This is a genomic window from Parendozoicomonas verongulae (assembly GCF_009711465.1).
GTDB lineage: Bacteria > Pseudomonadota > Gammaproteobacteria > Pseudomonadales > Endozoicomonadaceae > Sansalvadorimonas > Sansalvadorimonas verongulae.
The window spans coordinates 21,881-42,042 of sequence record NZ_SMME01000869.1 but is presented as its reverse complement, the minus strand read 5'-3'; the positions used below and the strand labels follow the sequence as shown (position 1 = coordinate 42,042).

The 20,162-nt window shown below is 51.9% G+C and carries 17 protein-coding genes; 15 read left to right on the top strand and 2 right to left on the bottom strand.

The window, feature by feature from the left end; translation table 11 throughout:
• The first annotated feature begins 11 nt into the window (after positions 1-11).
• The 13 genes from murD to E1189_RS19935 all read left to right on the top strand — a co-directional run bounded on the left by murD (position 12) and on the right by E1189_RS19935 (position 16,906).
• A complete protein-coding gene (gene murD / locus E1189_RS19995; RefSeq protein WP_329602137.1) occupies positions 12-1,385 on the top strand; it encodes a UDP-N-acetylmuramoyl-L-alanine--D-glutamate ligase in 1,374 nt (457 codons plus the stop codon).
• Entirely contained in the window at positions 1,378-2,571 is a 1,194-nt protein-coding gene (gene ftsW / locus E1189_RS19990; protein WP_155162865.1) for a putative lipid II flippase FtsW, read from the top strand. Before murD ends, ftsW begins: the two co-directional genes overlap by 8 nt.
• A complete protein-coding gene (murG, locus tag E1189_RS19985) occupies positions 2,564-3,634 on the top strand; it encodes an undecaprenyldiphospho-muramoylpentapeptide beta-N-acetylglucosaminyltransferase (protein WP_155162863.1) in 1,071 nt (356 codons plus the stop codon). The genes ftsW and murG overlap by 8 nt, the downstream gene beginning before the upstream one ends.
• A 40-nt stretch (positions 3,635-3,674) precedes the next feature.
• Complete coding sequence (gene murC, locus E1189_RS19980; RefSeq protein ID WP_155162861.1) at positions 3,675-5,111, top strand: UDP-N-acetylmuramate--L-alanine ligase; 1,437 nt, start codon at positions 3,675-3,677, stop codon at positions 5,109-5,111.
• On the top strand, positions 5,104-6,132 hold the full coding sequence (locus E1189_RS19975; protein WP_329602136.1) for a D-alanine--D-alanine ligase: 1,029 nt from the start codon (positions 5,104-5,106) through the stop codon (positions 6,130-6,132). Before murC ends, E1189_RS19975 begins: the two co-directional genes overlap by 8 nt.
• Positions 6,087-6,950: a cell division protein FtsQ/DivIB gene (locus tag E1189_RS19970; protein ID WP_155162859.1), complete on the top strand. Its 864-nt coding sequence runs from the start codon at positions 6,087-6,089 to the stop codon at positions 6,948-6,950. Before E1189_RS19975 ends, E1189_RS19970 begins: the two co-directional genes overlap by 46 nt.
• A complete protein-coding gene (gene ftsA / locus E1189_RS19965) occupies positions 6,943-8,190 on the top strand; it encodes a cell division protein FtsA (protein ID WP_155162856.1) in 1,248 nt (415 codons plus the stop codon). The genes E1189_RS19970 and ftsA overlap by 8 nt, the downstream gene beginning before the upstream one ends.
• A gap of 54 nt (positions 8,191-8,244) precedes the next feature.
• Positions 8,245-9,417 carry a cell division protein FtsZ gene (ftsZ, locus tag E1189_RS19960; protein WP_155162854.1) on the top strand — a complete coding sequence of 391 codons (1,173 nt, stop codon included), beginning with the start codon at positions 8,245-8,247 and terminating at the stop codon, positions 9,415-9,417.
• Between the two features lie 224 nt (positions 9,418-9,641).
• A complete protein-coding gene (gene lpxC / locus E1189_RS19955) occupies positions 9,642-10,556 on the top strand; it encodes a UDP-3-O-acyl-N-acetylglucosamine deacetylase (protein ID WP_155162852.1) in 915 nt (304 codons plus the stop codon).
• Positions 10,557-10,889: 333 nt separating this feature from the next.
• Positions 10,890-11,828: a M23 family metallopeptidase gene (locus E1189_RS19950; RefSeq protein WP_155162850.1), complete on the top strand. Its 939-nt coding sequence runs from the start codon at positions 10,890-10,892 to the stop codon at positions 11,826-11,828.
• A gap of 57 nt (positions 11,829-11,885) precedes the next feature.
• Complete coding sequence (gene secA / locus E1189_RS19945) at positions 11,886-14,606, top strand: preprotein translocase subunit SecA (protein WP_155162847.1); 2,721 nt, start codon at positions 11,886-11,888, stop codon at positions 14,604-14,606.
• A 127-nt stretch (positions 14,607-14,733) separates the two neighbouring features.
• Positions 14,734-15,951, top strand: a complete 1,218-nt coding sequence (gene argJ, locus E1189_RS19940; protein WP_155162845.1) for a bifunctional glutamate N-acetyltransferase/amino-acid acetyltransferase ArgJ — start codon at positions 14,734-14,736, stop codon at positions 15,949-15,951.
• Between the two features lie 19 nt (positions 15,952-15,970).
• Positions 15,971-16,906, top strand: coding sequence for a Nudix family hydrolase (locus E1189_RS19935; RefSeq protein ID WP_155162843.1), 936 nt, complete (start codon positions 15,971-15,973; stop codon positions 16,904-16,906).
• A gap of 12 nt (positions 16,907-16,918) precedes the next feature.
• Here the strand turns inward: E1189_RS19935 and yacG are convergent, their stop codons facing one another.
• Positions 16,919-17,113 (bottom strand): DNA gyrase inhibitor YacG, encoded by a 195-nt coding sequence (yacG, locus tag E1189_RS19930; protein ID WP_155162841.1) that lies wholly within the window; start codon positions 17,111-17,113, stop codon positions 16,919-16,921.
• A 68-nt stretch (positions 17,114-17,181) separates the two neighbouring features.
• A complete protein-coding gene (locus E1189_RS19925; protein ID WP_155162839.1) occupies positions 17,182-18,156 on the bottom strand; it encodes an outer membrane protein assembly factor BamD in 975 nt (324 codons plus the stop codon).
• Positions 18,157-18,359: 203 nt separating this feature from the next.
• Between E1189_RS19925 and rluD the strand changes: the two genes are divergently transcribed.
• Together rluD and pgeF are read left to right on the top strand one after the other, a co-directional pair.
• A complete protein-coding gene (gene rluD, locus E1189_RS19920; protein ID WP_155162838.1) occupies positions 18,360-19,322 on the top strand; it encodes a 23S rRNA pseudouridine(1911/1915/1917) synthase RluD in 963 nt (320 codons plus the stop codon).
• On the top strand, positions 19,322-20,074 hold the full coding sequence (gene pgeF / locus E1189_RS19915) for a peptidoglycan editing factor PgeF (protein ID WP_155162836.1): 753 nt from the start codon (positions 19,322-19,324) through the stop codon (positions 20,072-20,074). Before rluD ends, pgeF begins: the two co-directional genes overlap by 1 nt.
• Positions 20,075-20,162: the final 88 nt, after the last annotated feature.

The window sequence follows — 20,162 nt, the reverse complement described above, 5'->3', positions numbered from 1 at the left end:
AGGAAGAGTGAGTGACTAAGCAGCTGATTGGCAGCGATAGACAAAGGATTGTCGTCGGTCTTGGTAAGACCGGACTGGCCTGCGCGCGCTGGCTTTATCGATCGGGCTCGCTCTTCCGCGTTGTAGATTCCCGGGAAGAACCACCAGGATTGGTGGACTTCCAAAGAGAGTGCCCTGGTATTGAAGTGGTGTGTGGTCCCTTTGATGCAGATATGCTCTCTCAAGCTGACGAGTTAATCGTCAGTCCCGGCCTCTCTCTGAAGGAACCTGCCATTGCCGCTGCACTTGCCAGCGGCGTTGCTGTATCTGGGGATATTGAGCTGTTCTGCCGTGCACTGGCTGAAAAACAGTCTCTAACTCCGGTGGTTGCCATTACTGGCTCCAATGGAAAAAGCACTGTCACCACCCTTGCAGGGCAAATGGCAGAGCGTGCCGGTTGGAAAGTGGGCGTTGGCGGCAACATAGGCACCCCTGTGCTGGAGCTGTTAGAGCAGGGTGAGAAGAATATTTATGTGCTGGAACTGTCCAGTTTCCAGTTGGAAACAACACATTCCCTGCGGGCCGTTGCGACTGTGCTGAATGTAACGCCAGACCATATGGACCGTTACGATTCTCTGGCGGCCTACCATCAGGCAAAGCATCGGATCTATCGCGGCTGCACCCATGCCATCAGTAACCGTGATGACGCTTTGAGTGCGCCACTTGTGAATGAGAGTGTTGTGCAGTTGTCGTTCGGTTCAGGGCGGCCTCCCGGTTTGAATGATTTCGGAACAATTTCGGAAGGTGGAAAAATCTGGCTTGTGCAGGGACTCAAGCGTTTGCTGCGAACCTCTGAGCTAAAAGTACGAGGCACTCACAACCATGCTAACGCACTGGCTGCGCTGGCGCTGGGTTTCAGTGTGGGACTTCCCATGGAGGCCATGGTAGAAGCTCTGCGTGAATTTACTGGCCTGCCCCACCGTTGCGAATGGATTGCTGACCACGATGGCGTGAGCTGGTTTAACGACTCCAAAGCGACAAATTCAGGCGCAGCTATTGCAGCCATAGAAGGTTTGGGAGCCGACCTTGCTGGTGATGTTGTATTGATTGCCGGTGGCGATGGCAAGGGTGCTGATTTTGCAGATCTGAAGCCTGCTGTTGAAAACTATGTACGTGAATTGATTGTGTTTGGCCGTGATGGTGGGAAACTTGCTGAAGCCGTCAGTGGGCAGGCTAATATTTCTCAGGCGAAAGATCTGAAAGATGCGGTTAAGCAGGCCAGCACGCTTGCCAGGAATGGAGACGCTGTGCTTCTGGCGCCTGCCTGTGCAAGCTTCGATATGTTCGCGAGCTATGAACACCGGGGTGACGAGTTCCGCAAGCAGGTGGAGGTGTACCATGGCTAGTGCTCCTGCTTCTGATCTCTACGTGAAACTCAGCAACGCCAGACATCCCATTGATATCAAACTGCTGGCAGTTGTGGCCTGCTGCATGGCAATAGGGCTGGTTATGGTGGGCTCTGCGTCCAGCAGTATTGCCACAGCAAACTATGGTGATCCTTTCTACTTCCTGATTCGCCAGACCATTTTTATGACCATCGGCGTGATTGTGCTGGCTGGGACGACGCTGGTTCCAATTGAAACGTGGAGGAAAATGGGCTTTGTTCCTCTGATCGTTTCGGTATTGCTTTTAGTAACGGTATTACTAATCGGGCGGGAAATTAACGGCAGTAAGCGCTGGTTGCCCCTTGGAATATTTAACCTCCAGCCCTCGGAGGTTGTGAAGGTCGCCATGGTGATTTTCATGGCATTCTACCTGTCTAAATGGGGGGATAAGGTCTGTGGGCCGAGCTGGATCGAGTTCTTCAAGCCGATTGCGTGCTTGGGCGTAGTGCTTATTTTTCTGTTAATTCAGCCTGATTTCGGCTCCTCCGTTGTAATAGCATCTTCTCTGATGGGGATGATCTTTCTGGCCGGAGCCCGCATTGGTAAGTTTTTTGTGCTGCTTGTGGCTGGTGGGATCGGAGCAGGCTATCTGATTTATGACGCACCTTACCGCCTTAAACGTCTGAATAGCTTTACTGATCCTTGGGCTGATCAATTTGGCTCGGGTTATCAGCTCACTCAATCCTTGATAGGTTTTGGCCGTGGTGGCTGGTCTGGAGAGGGTTTGGGTCATGGCATCCAGAAGCTGTTTTTCCTGCCGGAAGCCCATACGGACTTTATCTTCTCTGTCATCGCTGAAGAGCTGGGGTTAGTTGGTGGCGTTTGCCTGATCGCCTTGCTGTTCTTTGTTTCCTGGCGTGGTCTGCGCATTGGTCATCTTGCCGACAGGGCCGGGCAGAAACTTGGCGCCTATATGGCCTACGGCATTGGTCTGCTGTTTGGTGCGCAGGTGTTTATTAATATCGGTGTGAGCAGCGGTTTGCTGCCGACCAAGGGGCTGGCGCTTCCTTTTGTAAGCTATGGCGGAAGTAGCCTGATTATGAACTGCATGGCCGTCGGGCTGCTAATGAGAATTGATTTTGAGCGGCGCACTCTGGGCGCAGTGAAGGCAGTAAAGAAAAAACGGGGAGGAAGCAGCCATGAGTGACACACCTCTCTTTATCGTAATGGCTGGCGGAACCGGCGGGCATATCTTCCCAGCACTGGCTGTGGCCGATGAATTGCGCAGCAAAGGGTACCAGATACACTGGCTGGGTACCCGTGATGGTATGGAAGCGGATCTGGTTCCCAAACACGGTTACGACATTACCTTCATGCCTGTGAAAGGGGTGAGGGGTAATGGCATCAGGGCGCTGCTGCAGGCTCCTTTCCGTGTGGCGCTATCTCTCTGGCACGCTCTGCGAGTTATGCGACAGAAGAAGGCTGTTGGTGTACTGGGAATGGGTGGCTTTGTGTCTGGCCCTGGCAGCGTGGCGGCCTGGATGCTGCGCAAACCTCTGGTTCTCCACGAGCAGAATGCCATTCTTGGTTTGACCAATCGTATTGCCAGCATATTCGCTACCCGTCGTCTGGAAGCTTTTCCTAAAGCTTTTCCAGAAGGTGCAGGCGCACAGTGTACGGGGAACCCTGTACGCCCAATGATTGTGCCTGCCTCCAAAGATGTAAAAGATAATCACCCTATGCGCCTGCTGGTTCTTGGTGGCAGCCGTGGTGCCGTGGCCATTAATGAATGTGTACCAAAAGCCCTTGCGCGGATGGAGGAAAATGCTCCGGACGTGTGGCACCAGACCGGTGCAAACAACCTTGATGCAACCCGCGCAATATACAAAGACTTAGGTGTGGAAGGGCGCGTTGATCCCTTTATCGATGACATGGCGGCAGCCTATTCCTGGGCCGATGTTGTGTTGTGCCGCTCCGGTGCTCTCACTGTGGCTGAGCTGGCTAATGCAGGAAAACCCGCCATTCTCGTGCCTTATCCATGGCACAAGGATCAGCAGCAGTTGCGCAATGGCCGTTATCTGGTGGATAACAATGCCGCTATTTTGATGGAACAAAAAAATATGTCTGAGCAGGTGCTGGCTGAACAGTTAGCCCAGTTGTCGGATAACCCTGAGATGCTCAAGGTTATGGCGAAGCAGGCCAAAGCTTGTGCTCACCCGGATGCAACCATAAAGGTTGCTGAGGTTTGTCAGGAGGTGGCTGGTGTCTGAGCGCCATCAATCTATAGACCAACAACAGGATAAAAATAAAATGTCTGGACAGCAGGTTCCTGTTTTCGCTGTTCCCGAAATGCGCCGTATTAGCCAGATCCACTTTATTGGTATTGGTGGTTCCGGCATGTGCGGCATTGCAGAAGTGCTCTGCAATCAGGGGTATAAGATTTCCGGTTCTGATATTCGTGCTTCAAAGGTGACTGAGCGATTAGCGTCGTTTGGTGCCCAGATCCATATTGGTCACGATAGCAGTAATATTGATGGGGCTGATGTCGTGGTTGTGTCCAGTGCCGTTAAGGCTGATAACCCCGAGCTGGTTACTGCCCGTAATCATCGTATTCCCGTTGTTCCTCGTGCAGAGATGCTGGCAGAGTTGATGCGCTACCGCCATGGCATAGCGGTGGCTGGCACCCATGGCAAAACGACTACAACCAGTTTGCTGGCATCCGTACTGGGGCAGGGTGGCCTTGATCCGACATTTATTATTGGTGGTCGTCTGAACTCTGCTGGTACCAATGCCCGCCTGGGGGCAAGCCGCTATCTGGTGGCGGAGGCTGACGAAAGTGATGCCTCTTTTCTGCATCTGCAGCCTATGGTGTCCATTGTTACGAATATTGATGCGGACCATATGTCCACCTACGAAGGTGACTTTAGCAAGCTCAAGCAAACCTTCTTGGATTTTCTCCATAATTTGCCCTTTTATGGGCTGGCTGTCGTTTGCATTGATGATCCCGTGGTTCGTGAACTGCTGCCGCAAATTAAACGACAAGTCATAACCTATGGTTTTTCAGAAGATGCTGATTATCGTGCTTTAGATATGTGTCAGGAAGCTATGAATAATAGCTACAGGCTGGTGCGCAAAGGGTGCGATGATGTTTATGTCACTCTCGGTATTCCCGGGGAACACAATATTCTGAATTCACTGGCCACTTATGCTGTTGCTGCCGAAGAAGGTATGAGTGATGCGGATATTTGTGCGGGTCTATCCGGATTTGAAGGGGTAGGGCGACGCTTTCAGGTTTATGGGAACTACCAGACAGGTGTCGGTGAAGTTATGTTTGTGGATGACTATGGCCATCACCCACGGGAAGTTGCAGCCACAATTGCGGCTATTCGCAAGGGTTGGCCGGATAAACGACTTGTTATGATTTACCAGCCTCACAGATACTCTCGCACTCGTGATTTGTACGAGGATTTTGTTGATGTTCTCTCTCAGGTTGATGTGTTGCTGCTGATGGATGTCTACCCGGCGGGTGAGCCTGAGATTCCCGGTGCCGACACTCGTAGCCTGTGTCGCAGTATTCGACAGCGTGGGCGTCTGGATCCGATCTTCGTTCCTCGAGGGGAATCAGTCGACAATGTGCTGGCTGATGTATTAAATGACGGCGACCTGCTGATTACTCAGGGCGCTGGCGATATTGGTGGTCTTGCTGGTGATCTGGCAGAAAAAGAGCTGGTTTTGAAAAGTGAGTGATGTGAATAAGGGAGTGACTGATAAGTCCCGGACAGAAAAGGATGTTGCAGGTGCTACTGAAACGGCGCAGGCCTTTGGCCGTGTTGCTGTATTGTGTGGTGGCCTGTCACCTGAGCGGCAAGTGTCGCTTAAGTCCGGCAATCGCATTTTTACTGCACTCAAAGAGCGCGGCATTGATGCTGTTTTGGTGGATGCTGGAAACGATCTGGTTGACCAGTTGCGCAGCATTAAGCCTGAGCGTGTTTTTCTGGCTCTTCATGGCGGTGACGGAGAAGACGGTACTGTGCAGGGGTTGCTGGACTTTCTTCATATCCCTTACACCGGCAGTGGTGTGAAGGCTTCGGCCCTGGCGATGGATAAGTGTCGCAGTAAACTGATCTGGAAAAGCCTTGATTTACCAACACCTGAGTTTGTGATGGTGAGCGATCTTGCTGAACTGGGCGCGGTGAAGCTACCTCTCCCCTGCTTCGTGAAGCCTAATGGGGAAGGCTCAAGCATCTGCACCTTTCCTGCCTATACACGACAAGAGCTGACGGAAGCGGTTGAAAAGGTTCTGGAGCATGCCGATCAGGCTATGATTGAGCAGCTTATTGCCGGTCCTGAATTCACAGTGGCCATTTTGAATGGACAGGCGCTGCCTGTTATACGCCTTGAGACGGATAATACATTTTACGATTACGAGGCCAAGTATCTTTCCAATGACACCCGTTATCATTTGCCAAGCGGGCTGACGGAAGAGAAAGAGAAGGAATTGCAGGTTCTTGCAGTGAAAGCTTTTGAAAGCCTGGGGTGCGATGGCTGGGGACGTGTCGATGTGATGCAGGATGACCAGGGTAACTTCTGGCTTTTAGAAGTGAACACTATCCCCGGGATGACAGATCACAGCCTTGTTCCCATGGCTGCCTGTGCAGTTGGTTATCAGTTTGAAGATCTGGTGCTTGAACTGTTGCGCCTCAGTGGCAAGGAGGAGAAGTCATGGATGCCCGACGATATCTCCAACACAACCACAGAGACGAGTTAAAAGCAGACTCCAGAGCGAATAAGCGCAACAAGACTCCCCGCAAGCCGTTGACCCGCAGGGAACAGGAAGAGAGAAAACAAGCGCTTTTACTCTGGAGTCGCAGAGTGATAACTGCATTGAAACTGCTGTTTGCGGGTGTGGTACTTGGTGGGTTGATGTGGTCATTGCCCAAATTCTGGGCCTGGCTGGATCGCCCCATTGCTCATGTAGGGATTGGTGGCACATTCCACTATCTCCGTCAGGAAGAAGTGCAAAGCAAGCTGGAGCCGTTTCTGCACAGCCGTTTTTTTGTACTGGATCTGCACAGAATGCAGCGAACGCTGGAAAGTGATGCCTGGATTAGTAATGTTCGGGTGCGTAAATTCTGGCCTGATCGTTTGGAAGTCAGTCTGGAAGAGGAAGTGCCTGTTGCGCGTTGGCTCTCGAGCGAGTTGTTGAACGCCGATGGCAAGATCCTCACCCCACGGCCAGGAATGATTTTTGATGACCTGCCAGTGCTGGGTGGGCCAAAAGGCCGTGAAAGAGAGATTATGCAACAGTATATGACCTTAAGTTTGCAATTCCGGCCATTGAGTTTAAAGGTTGAGGCTGTGAATCTGACCCCAACGGGAAGCTGGAGCTTCAGGGTTGGTGGTGTGAATGTTCAGTTGGGCGGTGATGAATTGATCGAGCGCATGCAGCGATTCTCACGGCTCTACTATAGCAAGTTAAAATCTAGCTGGGAGGAAGTGAAAAGTGTTGATCTTCGTTACCAGGATGGTATTGCGGTGGCATGGCTCGATGATAACAGGACAACAGGTAGGTTAGCGAATGACTGATTCTGGGAATGGAAAGATGGTTGTAGGCCTGGATATCGGCACATCTAAGGTTGTCGCTCTTGTGGGAGAAATTACCGAGCGTGGCACCATTGAGGTGGTTGGTATCGGCTCACACCCTTCCCGCGGATTACGAAAGGGGGTTGTCGTCAATATTGAGTCAACAGTGCAGTCTATTCAGCGCGCGGTGGAAGAAGCCGAACTGATGGCCGGTTGCCAGATTGATTCTGTGTATGTGGGTATTGCTGGTAACCACATCCGCAGCTTGAACTCCCATGGGATTGTGGCGATTCGTGAGCGTGAAGTCTCCACCGCTGATATGGAGCGGGTGATTGATGCCGCCCAGGCGGTGGCTATTCCTGCGGATCAGAAGATACTCCACATCCTTCCTCAGGAGTACGTGATTGATACTCAGGAAGGCGTAAAAGAGCCTCTGGGAATGTCCGGTGTGCGCCTGGAATCCAAGGTGCACCTGGTAACTTGTGCGGTTAATGCCGTACAGAATATTGAAAAGTGCATTCGCCGCTGCAACCTGAATGTCGATGATGTCATCCTCGAGCAGCTGGCCTCCAGTTACTCAGTTCTTACTGATGATGAAAAAGAACTGGGCGTATGCATTGTGGATATTGGTGGTGGTACTACAGATATAGCTATCTTTACTGAAGGGGCTATTCGTCACACCGCCGTGATCCCTATTGCCGGTGATCAGGTGACTAACGACATTGCCATGGCATTGCGTACACCTTATCAGCATGCCGAAGATATCAAAATCAAGTACGCCTGCGCTCTGGCAGAGATGACCAACGCAGACGAAACCATCAAAGTGCCCAGTGTTGGGGATCGTGCACCCCGGGATTTGTCCCGTCAGGCACTGGCCGAGGTTGTTGAACCGCGTTACGACGAGCTGCTCACCCTGATTCAGGCGGAGTTGCGTCGCAGTGGTTTTGAAGAGCTGGTGGCCGCAGGTATTGTGCTTACCGGCGGAACCTCAAAGATGGAAGGTGTGATTGAACTGGCGGAGTCAATTTTCCATATGCCGGTTCGTCTGGGGGTTCCCCATGATATTGAGGGGCTCTCTGATGTGGTGCGTAACCCTATTTATGCGACAAGCGTCGGCCTGTTGCAGTATGCGCAGCAAAATATGGAAGAAGGTGTTCCCAGTGCACCATCTTCTCAGGGAAGACCGCAGAAACAGGAAAGTTTTATGAGCCGCCTTAAGCAGTGGGTTCAGGGAAACTTTTGATTGTTAATCGGGAATTAATACAAGAAGATGGATACTGAGAGAAAGGAGAGTTTCATGTTCGAGCTGGAAGACAGTATTCCGCAAAATGCGGTAATCAAAGTGATCGGTGTTGGTGGCGGTGGTGGTAATGCTGTCAACCACATGCTGAACAGCCAGGTGGAAGGTGTAGATTTCATCGTGGCGAACACAGACGCACAGGCACTCAAAAACCTGAATGCCCGTACTTTGCTGCAGCTGGGTACAGGCATCACCAAGGGGTTGGGTGCTGGTGCCAACCCGGAAGTGGGCCGTCAGGCTGCTCTGGAAGACCGTGAGCGCATTGCAGAAGTGCTGACCGGTGCAGATATGGTGTTCATCACCGCAGGTATGGGTGGTGGTACCGGTACGGGTGCTGCACCTGTTGTTGCCCAGGTTGCCAAGGAAATGGACATTCTGACCGTTGCGGTTGTGACCCGTCCGTTCCCCTTCGAGGGTCGCAAGCGTATGTCTGTGGCAAAAGAAGGCTTGAAGGAACTGTCTGAGCATGTTGACTCTCTGATCACCATACCTAACGAGAAGCTGCTGGAAGCTCTCGGAAAGAAGGCCAGTCTGCTATCTGCCTTCAGCGCGGCAAACGATGTACTGCTGGGTGCAGTACAGGGTATTGCTGATCTGATTATCCGTCCGGGTATGATTAACGTGGACTTTGCTGATGTTCGTACCGTTATGTCCGAGATGGGTATGGCCATGATGGGTACCGGCTTTGCTGTGGGTGAAACCCGTGCGGCTGAAGCGGCTGAAGCAGCTATCCGCAGCCCGCTGCTGGAAGATATCGACCTGCAGGGTGCCCGTGGTGTTCTGGTTAACATTACTGCGGGGCTGGACTTCGCAATCGGTGAGTTCCAGGAAGTGGGTGATACTGTAAACCAGTACGCATCTGACAACGCGACAGTGGTAATCGGTACTGTTATTGATCCAGAGATGACTGACGAATTGCGTGTAACCGTTGTTGCTACCGGCCTGAACTCCGCTGGCGATGAGCCAAAGGTCGTTGTGGATAACTCCCATAAGCCAAAGCCTGAAGCGACAACTGGTGAAGTGGACTACCGTGCTCTTGACCGTCCTACAACTATCCGTCGCAACCAGCAGGCGGCAGTTGGAAGCGATGCAGCTTCTGTTGAGCCTCAGGTATCTGATTCTCCGGACTATCTGGATATTCCGGCGTTTCTACGTCGTCAGGCGGATTAATTTCCGCTTGGCGATAGCCACCGGATAGTGTTCCGGGGCATAATAGGATAAGTAATTTCAAAAGAACAGCGTGAAACAATACGAAGCACTTTGTTCATAAGGGTTACTTTGCTAAACTGCACGTTTATTGCAAGATTTCAGGCTGGGCAAGATGTCTTGCAGCTTGGCTGAATCGCCAGCGTGACTGGCACAAAGCAAGATATATAAGGCTCTACGGCTGCATTATGATCAGACAGCGCACACTAAAAAATATCATTCGGGCAACTGGTGTAGGCTTACATTCCGGTGAGAAAGTTTATCTCACCCTGAGACCTGCTCCCGTTGATACAGGGATTGTTTTCTGTAGAACGGATCTCGATCCTGTTGTTCAGATTCCTGCACGAGCAGTGAATGTTGGGCAGACAACTCTCTGCACCTCCCTTGAGAAAGATGGCGTGCGTGTAGATACTGTTGAGCACCTTCTGTCTGCCATGGCCGGCTTGGGTATTGATAATGCCTATGTAGACGTGACCGCTCACGAAGTGCCCATTATGGACGGTAGCGCCGGTCCTTTTGTGTTTCTTCTGCAGTCTGCCGGTATCGAAGAACAGAACGCTGCCAAGCGTTTCATTCGTATCAAAAAGAAAGTCACCGTTGAGGAGGAGGGCAAATCTGCCACTTTCGTTCCTTTCGACGGCTTCAAGGTGAGCTTCTCCATTGAGTTCGATCACCCTGTTTTCCACGGGCTGACCCAGCAGGCCAGCATCGACTTCTCCAGTACCTCCTTTGTTAAAGAAGTCAGCCGTGCCCGTACCTTCGGTTTTATGAAAGATATCGAATTCCTGCGCTCCCAGAATCTAGCCTTGGGTGGCAGTGTGGAAAACGCTATTGTTGTGGATGACTACCGCATTCTGAATGAAGATGGCCTGCGCTACGAAGACGAATTTGTTAAACACAAGATGCTGGATGCTATCGGCGACCTGTATTTATTGGGCAATAGCCTGATTGGTGAGTTCATCGGTGAAAAGTCCGGTCACTCCACCAACAACAAGCTGCTGCGTGCCCTGATTGCGGACGAGTCTGCCTGGGAAGTGGTTACCTTTGATGATGCTTCCACTGCGCCGATTTCATACGCACGCCCAACAGCTGTTATTGCCTGATACCGTAATAACGTCTGCACTCGAGCGCTCCTTGCTTTTTAAGGCCATCATTTTGATGGCCTTTTTTGTATGTAAAATTCAAGAGGTTTTGCATGTGGCAAGATAGGGCATTGTTGCGAGAGTGTTCGTGGCAATGCTAGAGTGTGCCGCAATCTGGATATTTTCTGGTACTATTCAGGCACTTGGTCAAGCGCTTGCTTAAAACCATAGATTCCAAGTTTATCGGCCTTGTGAAAGACTGCCTATAAGCTTGAATAAATATTAAATATTCCCTTTTGGAAACACACGGATTGATCCGGAATGGATAATCTTTGAGGTAATTTCAGGCTGACAATGAAAGTAATCGTTGTTCGATCCCCCCACGGAAAAAGTCGCACCTTCTGGATGGATGGTGTCAGGCTGTTCTGGGGTATCGGTTTGTCAGCCGCAGCTCTTATTCTTGCAGGTTTTCTTCTCGCTTGGTATTTCATGAATCTTAATAGCTCTGGCGCACTCACCAGTCAAGATCTGCAAGACTGGCAAAGCGCTCTTAATGAGCAGCGCAAAGATATCGAGAAACTAAAAGGTGAGTCTACGGTCGAACTGGACGTTATGGCTGTTCAGCTGGCCAGGTTGCAAGGACAGCTTATGCGTCTTGATGCTCTTGGTGGACGCCTTGTTTCCATGGCAGATTTAGCCCAGGACGAATTTGACTTTGGTTCAGAGCCCGCTCTGGGTGGGCCAGATGACACTCTTGAAGCAGGTCAGGCCTATTTGCCTCCTGGCTTTTCGGAGCAGATTGATGATTTGGCTTCCCGTATTGATACACGTGCGGAACAGTTGGAAGTCCTGGAATCATTACTGCTCGGTCGCAACTTGCAGGATGACGTCTATATTGCTGGTCGGCCAGTAAAAAAGGGCTGGATATCTTCCAGTTTTGGACGCAGAACAGATCCCTTTACTGGCCGTCCTGCCTGGCATAAGGGTGTTGATATTGCCGGTAAAGAGGGCACGGAAGTGATAGCGGTAGGCTCCGGTATAGTCACCTGGGCAGGTCGGCGTAGCGGGTATGGCAACCTTGTGGAAATTAATCACGGAAATGGCTACGTCACCCGTTATGCACATAATAAAGAAATATTGGTAAAAGTTGGTGACATTGTCACTAAGGGACAGGCGTTAAGCCTAATGGGGAGTACGGGGCGCTCAACCGGCCCCCATGTACATTTTGAAGTGCTGGTAAATAACAGGCAGGTGAATCCTGCTCGCTATATCTACAGAACCAGCCGCGGTTAGCTTTGGTAGAACCGGCTTTTATAAAGAATTTGGATACTTCGGGCACTTGATCAAATTATGTTGTCATCACTCGTAAAAAAAATTGTAGGAAGTAAGAACGACCGCCAGCTCAAGAAGATGGGTAAACGGGTCAAACAAATCGCTGAACTGGAAAGCGGTCTGCAGGCCCTGAGCGATGATGAACTGAAAGCCCGCAGCGTTGCGTTGAAAGAGCGCGCGCAGGGCGGTGAATCTCTGGATAGTCTTCTGGCTGAAGCATTCGCGGTCTGTCGAGAGGCCAGCCAGCGGGTGATGGGTATGCGTCACTTCGACGTACAGATGATCGGTGCCATGACTCTTCACGAAGGCCGTATTGCTGAGATGCGCACCGGTGAAGGTAAAACCCTGATGGCGACCCTGGCCGTTTATCTGAACGGCCTGTCTGGCAAAGGTGTTCACGTTGTTACCGTGAACGAATACCTGGCCAGCCGTGATGCCGCCTGGATGCAGCCTCTGTACGAATTCCTTGGTCTTTCTGTTGGTGTTATTGTTCCCCAGCAGTCTCCGGAAGATAAGCGCGCTGCTTATCAATCTGATATTACCTACGGTACCAATAACGAGTTCGGCTTCGACTACCTGCGTGACAATATGGCCTTCCGGAAAGAAGACAAGTTCCAGCGTGACCTGAACTTTGCGGTAGTCGATGAGGTGGATTCCATCCTGATTGACGAAGCCCGTACGCCACTGATTATCTCCGGCCCTGCAGAAGACAGCTCCGAACTGTACCGTACCATGAACAAGCTGGCTCCCCGCCTGGAGCGCCAGTTCGAAGAAAGCGAAGAAGGTGTCGAAGACACTGGCCACTACATCATTGATGAAAAGACTCGTCAGGTTGAACTGACCGAAATTGGACACCAGTTCATTGAGGATGTACTGACTCAGGAAGGTCATCTGCCAGAAGGTGAAAGCCTGTACGCTTCCCAGAACCTGAACCTGCTGCACCACGCGCAGGCGGCTCTGAAAGCTCACACCCTGTTCCAGAAAAACGTGGAATACATCGTGAGCGGTCAGGAAATCATGCTGGTTGACGAACACACTGGCCGTACCATGCCTGGTCGTCGTCTGTCTGAAGGCCTGCATCAGGCACTGGAAGCAAAGGAAGGCCTGCCCATTCAGGCGGAGAGTCAGACTCTGGCATCCACCACCTTCCAGAATTACTTCCGTCTGTACGACAACCTTTCCGGTATGACCGGTACTGCCGATACTGAAGCGTTTGAATTCCGTCAGATCTATGGCCTGGATGTTGTTGTTATCCCAACTCACAAGCCTATGGTTCGTAAGGATATGAACGACCTCGTTTATCTTACTATTGAAGAAAAATTCGAGGCGATCATTCAGGATATCCGTGAAACTGTTGCAGCCGATCGCCCTGTTCTGGTGGGTACTGCATCCATCGACTCTTCTGAGATTCTTTCTGCGGCCTTGAAAAAGGCTGGTATCGAACATCAGGTTCTGAACGCCAAGTTCCACGAGAAAGAAGCCGAAATTATTGCTCAGGCAGGTCGTCCCGGAGCTATAACTATCGCCACGAACATGGCGGGTCGTGGTACCGACATCAGCCTCGGTGGTAACTGGGAAGCGGAAGCGGCCAAGCTCGAGAACCCAACCGAAGAACAGCTGGAAAACCTGCGTTCCGAGTGGAAGCAGACCCATGATGCGGTTCTGGATGCCGGTGGCTTGCACATCATCGGTACAGAGCGCCATGAATCCCGCCGTATCGACAACCAGCTGCGTGGCCGTGCCGGCCGCCAGGGCGATGCGGGTTCCTCCCGTTTCTATCTGTCTCTGGAAGATAACCTGATGCGTATCTTTGCCTCTGACCGGGTGAAGAACTTTATGAAAGCACTGGGTATGGAGAAGGGGGAAGCCATTGAGCACCGTATGGTGACCAACGCTATCGAAAAAGCCCAGCGCAAGGTGGAAGGCCGTAACTTCGATATTCGTAAGAACCTGCTGGAATACGATGATGTCGCCAACGATCAGCGTAAGGTAGTTTACTCCCAGCGTGATGATCTGCTGGCCGCAGAGGATGTGAGCGAAAGCGTAAACAACATCCGGGCGGAAGTTGTAAACAGCCTGATCGACGAGTTTATTCCGCCTCAGAGTCTGGAAGAGCAATGGGATATTGCTGGCCTTGAGAAGCGCATTGCTGCTGAGCTGAACGAACAGCTGCCGGTTAAGCAGTGGCTGGACACTGAAGACTCACTGGACGAAGACGGTCTGCGTGAGCGCATCCTCGAGAAGGTAGGCGAGTCCTACGAGAACAAGAAGGAAATGGCAGGTGCAGAAGCCCTGCAGGCCTTCGAAAAGCATATCCTGCTACGTATTCTGGATGACAAGTGGAAAGAGCACCTGGCCACTATGGATCATCTGCGTCAGGGTATTCACCTGCGTGGCTACGCGGCCAAGAACCCTAAGCAGGAATACAAGCGCGAAGCGTTTGAGCTGTTCTCCCAGATGCTGACAGACATTAAGCATGAAGTTGTACGGGTTCTGTCCCACGTACAGGTTCAGCAGGATGATCAGACTGAAGAGATGGAGCGTCAACGTCGTGAAGAGCTGGCTCGACGTATGCAGTTTGAACATCAGCAAGCCCAGGCTATAGGTGATGAAGGTGCACAGGCCTCTGCAGAGCCTCAGGCACCGGTTGTTCGTGATGGGCGTAAGGTTGGTCGTAACGAACCCTGCCCCTGTGGCTCCGGCAAGAAGTTCAAGCAGTGCTGCGGTAAGATCGTTTAACACGCGACACTGCTTTTAGTTTTCCAAAGAGCCTTTTATTCCTGACGGAATAAGAGGCTTTTTGCTTTTAAGCGTTTAATAAGAGTTTAAGAACAACATAAAAAACTGGCTCAGGCCGGGGGGAAGTATGGCAACTGGAGCTGCTCCATCAGGGACTCTGTTTCCCGTTAAAGGTTTTCAACTGGGCACTGCAAAAGCTGGTATTCGTTATCCGGATCGTCGTGATCTTGTGGTCATGCACTGGCCCGAATCTGCCAGTGTAGCGGGCGTATTTACCCAGAATGCTTTCTGCGCGGCTCCTGTGCATCTCTGCCGTGAACGTATTCCCCAGTCCCCTTGTGCACTGCTGGTGAATACCGGTTTTGCTAACGCCGGTACTGGTGAGCAGGGTATGGCGGATGCCAGACGGACAACAGCTGTTCTGGCAGAAACTCTGGGTTGCGATTCGAACAAGGTCTTGTCTTTCTCTACCGGTGTGATCGGCGAGCTTATGCCTGTTGAGCGTCTGGAAGCGGGTATCTCGGGTTGTGTGGAGAGCCTCTCTGAAGAGGGGTGGTGGCAGGCAGCTGAAGGCATTATGACCACTGATACCCGCCCCAAGGGCTTTTCCCGTCAGTTTACCTTTGAAGGTGAAACCTACACAGTAACTGGCATCGCTAAAGGCTCAGGCATGATCCATCCCAATATGGCAACCATGCTGACCTATGTTGCAACAGATGCCGCAGTTGACCGTAAGTTGCTGCAAGAGCTGCAAACAGAGATAGCTGATCAATCTTTTAACCGCATTACGGTTGATGGTGATACTTCTACAAACGACTCCAGCCTTCTGATTGCCACAGGGCAGGTAGGCAACTCGGTTGTGGACAGCCGTGAACATCCGCTGTTTGCACCACTGGCAGAGGTAATAAAGAGCGTCTCTCAGGATCTTGCCAAATCACTGGTGATGGATGGTGAGGGTGCAACCCGCTTTGTCACCGTGCTGGTTGAGGGAGCGGAAACTGTTGAGCAGGCCCATACGGTTGCTAACACGGTTGCCCTGTCGCCTCTGGTGAAAACGGCGCTGTTTGCCTGCGATCCAAACTGGGGGCGCATTCTTGCCGCTGCCGGACGTGCTCCTGTGGACAATCTGGATGTAAGCAGGATCACTATCCACCTTGATGACGTCTTGATTGCTGAGCAGGGTGGCGTTGCGTCCAGCTATCGGGAAGAGGACGGGCAGGCTGTGATGAATCAGGAGGCTTATACCATCCGTATTGGCATTGGTCTGGGCTCTGCATCCACTCAGGTCTGGACATCTGATCTTTCCCACGAATACGTTACTATTAACGCTGACTACCGAACCTGATCAGATTCAACAGAGCTGTATGAAAAGAATCCACGTTGCCGCCGCAGTTATTCATGATAAAAGCAATAACGTCCTTATCGCTCGTCGCCCTCTGGATAAACACATGGGTGGCTTGTGGGAGTTTCCCGGTGGCAAAGTGGAGCCGGATGAAGTGGTGACTGACGCACTGTGTCGGGAGCTTGATGAAGAGGTGGGTATTCAGCCAACGGCGTTTAAACCACTTATCCGTATTCGTCACGACTACCCGGATAAATCCGTTCTTCTGGATGTATGGACAGTGACCGCGTTCACTGGCAAGCCCCACGGTAAAGAAGGGCAACCGGTAAAGTGGGTGTCTCAGGAGGAACTGTCGTCCTATGAGTTTCCAGCCGCTAATCAGCCGATTATCACAGCAGCCTGCCTTCCAGAACGGTATCTTGTGACTGGGCAGTTTGCCGATAAGAGTGAGTTGGTCAGCAAAATCAAGGCAGCCTTTGAGAAAGGTATTTCTCTGGTGCAGTTCCGTGCTCCCTGGCTGTCGGAACAGGCATACAGAGACTGTCTGAATGAGATCATACCGCTGTTTTCTGAAGGTCAGCAACTGATAGCCAAGGGTGATCTGGCACTACTGGAAGAAGAAGGCATTGCCGGTTTGCATCTGACTTCCGGGCAGCTGAAAGAGCTGCACAGCCAACAGTTTCAATACTCGGGAAGTAAGTGGCTGGCTGCCTCCTGCCATGATGAAGAGCAGATCAAAATAGCAGAAGAGATCAGAGCCAGCTTTGTTACAGTGTCACCCGTTGCTCCTACATCGACTCATCCTGATGCCTCTCCCCTTGGATGGGAAAAAATAGAAGAGCTGATCGAGAGAGCCAGGGTTCCTGTTTATTGTCTGGGAGGTATGGGTGAGGAACATCTTCCCCGGGCTCAAGGTTGTGGCGCGCAGGGCATTGCAGCCATAGGCTGCTGGTGGTAACTCCCAGGTTTTTTATTGCAAAGTGTCGTTCAGACTCTCCGACATTACATCATCATACTGGGGAGTACCTGCAATTTTGTGCTCTTCAGCAGCCCAGGCGCCCAAATCAATCATTTTGCAGCGCTCACAGCAGAATGGGCGGTATGTGTTTTCCGGCTTCCACTCCACGGGCTTCTGGCACTGGGGGCACTTAACTGTGGTTGTCATGGTTTTATCCAATAAAAAGGCTGAAACAAGAAAGGGCCTGAAAGTCAGGCCCTTTGGAAAGATGGTGTTTACTGCTGAGTGGGTGGCTCCGGTGCAACAGGTTCACCGTCATCACCCAACCAGCCGAAGGTCATGGTGTTGAGAACAGAGGGGCCACCTGTCTGTTCCTCTTCTTCCTCCTCAACCGCCTGTTGAGGCTTAGGCGTGTTATCACCAAACAGGCCAAAAGTCACCGTATTCAGGATAGTTGGGTCAACATCACTGTAAACACGGTGGCCGATAAAGTTGCCTTCCGCATCCAGCAGCTTGCTCTTGGGGAAGTTGGTTTGCAGAACCAGCAATGCATCGTCTGCAGGCTGATTCAGGCCAAGATGCTGGTAGCCTTCCACCATAATGCCCAGTGCTTCTTCTACAGAAGGGGTGCCCTGCAGGTGCTCTACAATGTAACGGCCACGGTTGATGGCAGCCACATAGGCTTTGCGCTTCATATAGTAGTCAGCAGCATGCAGTTCATAGCGGGCCAGGCGGTTACGCAGGTAAATCATGCGCTGGCGGGCATCGGGCGCGTAGCGACTGTCCGGGAAGCGGCGCAGCAGCTCTGAAAACTGGTTGAAAGACTGGCGAGCCTGGCCTGGGTCACGGCGGGATAAATCGACCGGAACATAGCGTTCAACCAGGCCAAGATCGGCGGTGTTAGAAGCCAGACCACGCATATAGTAGGCGTAATCGACGTTTGGATTCTGTGGGTGCAGACGAATAAAACGTTCTGCAGAGGCGCGGGCCGCTTCCGGCTCCATGCTCTTGTAGTAAGCGAAGATAAGATCCAGCTGGGCCTGCTCGGCAAAAGGGCCAAACGGATAGCGGGATTCCAGAGCACGCAGGGAATCTACGGCACCAGAGTAGTTGCTGTTTTCCAGCTGCTCGCTGGCCTTCTGATAAAGCTGGGCTTCCGTCAGATTCTCGGGAACCTTGACATCATTGCTGGAACAAGCTGCCAACAGTGCAGTAAAGGCCAGTACAAGTATATGTTTTGCTGCTCGCATCGATTATCCCTGAAATGCCTTGCCGGTATTTTCCGTCCGCTCCGGAGCCAGACATGCTGTGGTACACTACGTATCCAGCCTATTTAATCACAGCACGGGGCGAACCCCAAGCTATCGCGCTGATATTGAATTAACAATAGCGGCTATTTTTGCTGGACTCCGATTTTCTTTATGTATCGCTACGGGATGTATAGCTCTATTTTATGGCTGAACAGATAACCCTTGAAGCTTTTGTCCCCGAAGAACTGGGAGGCAAGCGCCTGGATCAGATTGCTTCCAAAGTGTTTTCTGATTACTCACGCTCCTGTTTGCAGGACTGGATTCGCTCCGGTTCCCTGACAGTCGATGGCAAAACCCTGCGCCCCAAAGACAAACTGTTTGGCGGTGAGCAACTCTCTCTGAACGCCGAGATCGAAGACGACCGTCGTTGGGAGCCGGAAGATATTCCTCTGGATGTTGTCTATGAAGACGACGATATCATTGTTATTAACAAACCCCGCAATCTGGTTGTGCACCCCGCTGCCGGTAACTGGAGCGGTACTCTGCTGAACGGTTTGCTGTTCCGCAATCCGGAGCTGGCCTCCGTGCCCCGTGCTGGTATTGTTCATCGACTGGATAAAGACACCACCGGCTTGATGGTGGTTGCGAAAACCCTGCAGGCGCAGACTGACCTGGTTGAACAGCTCCAGCAGCGCACCGTAAGCCGTGAATACGAAGCGGTTGTGTTTGGCGTGATGAGTGCCGGTGGCCTTGTGGATGAGCCCATTGGACGCCACCCCACTAACCGTTTGAAAATGTCTGTGGTTGTTGGCGGCAAGCACTCAGTGACCCACTATCGGGTTCTGGAGCGTTACCGTGGTCATACCCACGTTCGTCTGCAGCTGGAAACGGGCCGTACGCACCAGATTCGTGTGCATATGAGCCACCTGCGCTATCCGCTGGTGGGTGATTCCCTTTATGCTGGCCCGCCCCGTTTTCCCAAAGGTGCGACCACCGAGCTGGTCACTGCACTGAAAGACTTTGATCGTCAGGCACTTCATGCCCGCCGCCTTGGTCTGGTGCATCCGGTCTCAGGTGAGTACATGGAGTGGGAATCCGAGTTGCCGGAAGATTTTCTCACCCTGCTCGACGTACTTGAGCAGGACGCACAAGTCGGAATGGAATAATGAACACTCTCTCCAATGAAAGCCGTTACATTCAACCTGACTGGAATGCTCCGGCCAATGTGCAGGCATTTGTGTCGACACGCCCGGCCAGTCCAGTGGGGCCATCTATGGCCGATCAGCACCAGCCTGATTTTCTGCAGCGACGTAAGGAATGGTTATCATCCTGGGGAGAGGAGCTGGTCAAGCAGTGGGGCTGGAGTGCACAACCCTGCTGGGCCAAACAGGTGCATGGTGTGGATATTATTCCCGCCAGCTCACCATTTGGTACTGAAGCCGATGCAGTTTGGACGGATGAAGTGAGTCGCCCCTGCACTGTTCTCACAGCAGACTGTTTACCAGTGCTGTTCTGTAACCGCTCCGGTACCCGTGTGGCCGCTTCCCATGCCGGGTGGCGCGGCCTTGCGGCGGGTGTTTTGGAAAGCACTGTGGAACAGTTTGATGAGGCTGGTGAAGAGCTGATAGCCTGGTTCGGCCCGGCAATTGGTCCGAAGTGTTTTGAGGTGGGCAGTGAAGTGCGTGAGGCTTTCATAAAGGCTCTTCCCGAAGCGGAAGAGGCGTTTGTGATTGGTGAAAAAGATCGCTGGTTTGGTGATCTCTACCTGCTTGCACGACAGCGGTTAGCTCGTTTGGGAATTACAGAAATTTCTGGTGGTGATCGTTGCACAGGTCTGGAAGAAAAAGTTTTTCATTCCTATCGTCGCGATGGTGCAGCCAGTGGACGAATGGTGTCGGCTATCTGGTTAACAAGCTAATGTCTGCGATAATCAGCAGGAAAAAAAGGGGGAATGCCTCCTCCGCTGGTTGCATTATGAAGGACTAACAGGAAGGTTAGGCATACAG

Coding starts and splice junctions, on each gene's coding strand:
- ftsW (WP_155162865.1), top strand. CDS start 1,378: ATGGCTAGTGCTCCTGCTTCTGATCTCTACGTGAAACTCAGCAACGCC.
- murG (WP_155162863.1), top strand. CDS start 2,564: ATGAGTGACACACCTCTCTTTATCGTAATGGCTGGCGGAACCGGCGGG.
- murC (WP_155162861.1), top strand. CDS start 3,675: ATGTCTGGACAGCAGGTTCCTGTTTTCGCTGTTCCCGAAATGCGCCGT.
- E1189_RS19970 (WP_155162859.1), top strand. CDS start 6,087: ATGGATGCCCGACGATATCTCCAACACAACCACAGAGACGAGTTAAAA.
- ftsA (WP_155162856.1), top strand. CDS start 6,943: ATGACTGATTCTGGGAATGGAAAGATGGTTGTAGGCCTGGATATCGGC.
- ftsZ (WP_155162854.1), top strand. CDS start 8,245: ATGTTCGAGCTGGAAGACAGTATTCCGCAAAATGCGGTAATCAAAGTG.
- lpxC (WP_155162852.1), top strand. CDS start 9,642: ATGATCAGACAGCGCACACTAAAAAATATCATTCGGGCAACTGGTGTA.
- E1189_RS19950 (WP_155162850.1), top strand. CDS start 10,890: ATGAAAGTAATCGTTGTTCGATCCCCCCACGGAAAAAGTCGCACCTTC.
- secA (WP_155162847.1), top strand. CDS start 11,886: ATGTTGTCATCACTCGTAAAAAAAATTGTAGGAAGTAAGAACGACCGC.
- argJ (WP_155162845.1), top strand. CDS start 14,734: ATGGCAACTGGAGCTGCTCCATCAGGGACTCTGTTTCCCGTTAAAGGT.
- E1189_RS19935 (WP_155162843.1), top strand. CDS start 15,971: ATGAAAAGAATCCACGTTGCCGCCGCAGTTATTCATGATAAAAGCAAT.
- yacG (WP_155162841.1), bottom strand. CDS start 17,113: ATGACAACCACAGTTAAGTGCCCCCAGTGCCAGAAGCCCGTGGAGTGG.
- E1189_RS19925 (WP_155162839.1), bottom strand. CDS start 18,156: ATGCGAGCAGCAAAACATATACTTGTACTGGCCTTTACTGCACTGTTG.
- rluD (WP_155162838.1), top strand. CDS start 18,360: ATGGCTGAACAGATAACCCTTGAAGCTTTTGTCCCCGAAGAACTGGGA.
- pgeF (WP_155162836.1), top strand. CDS start 19,322: ATGAACACTCTCTCCAATGAAAGCCGTTACATTCAACCTGACTGGAAT.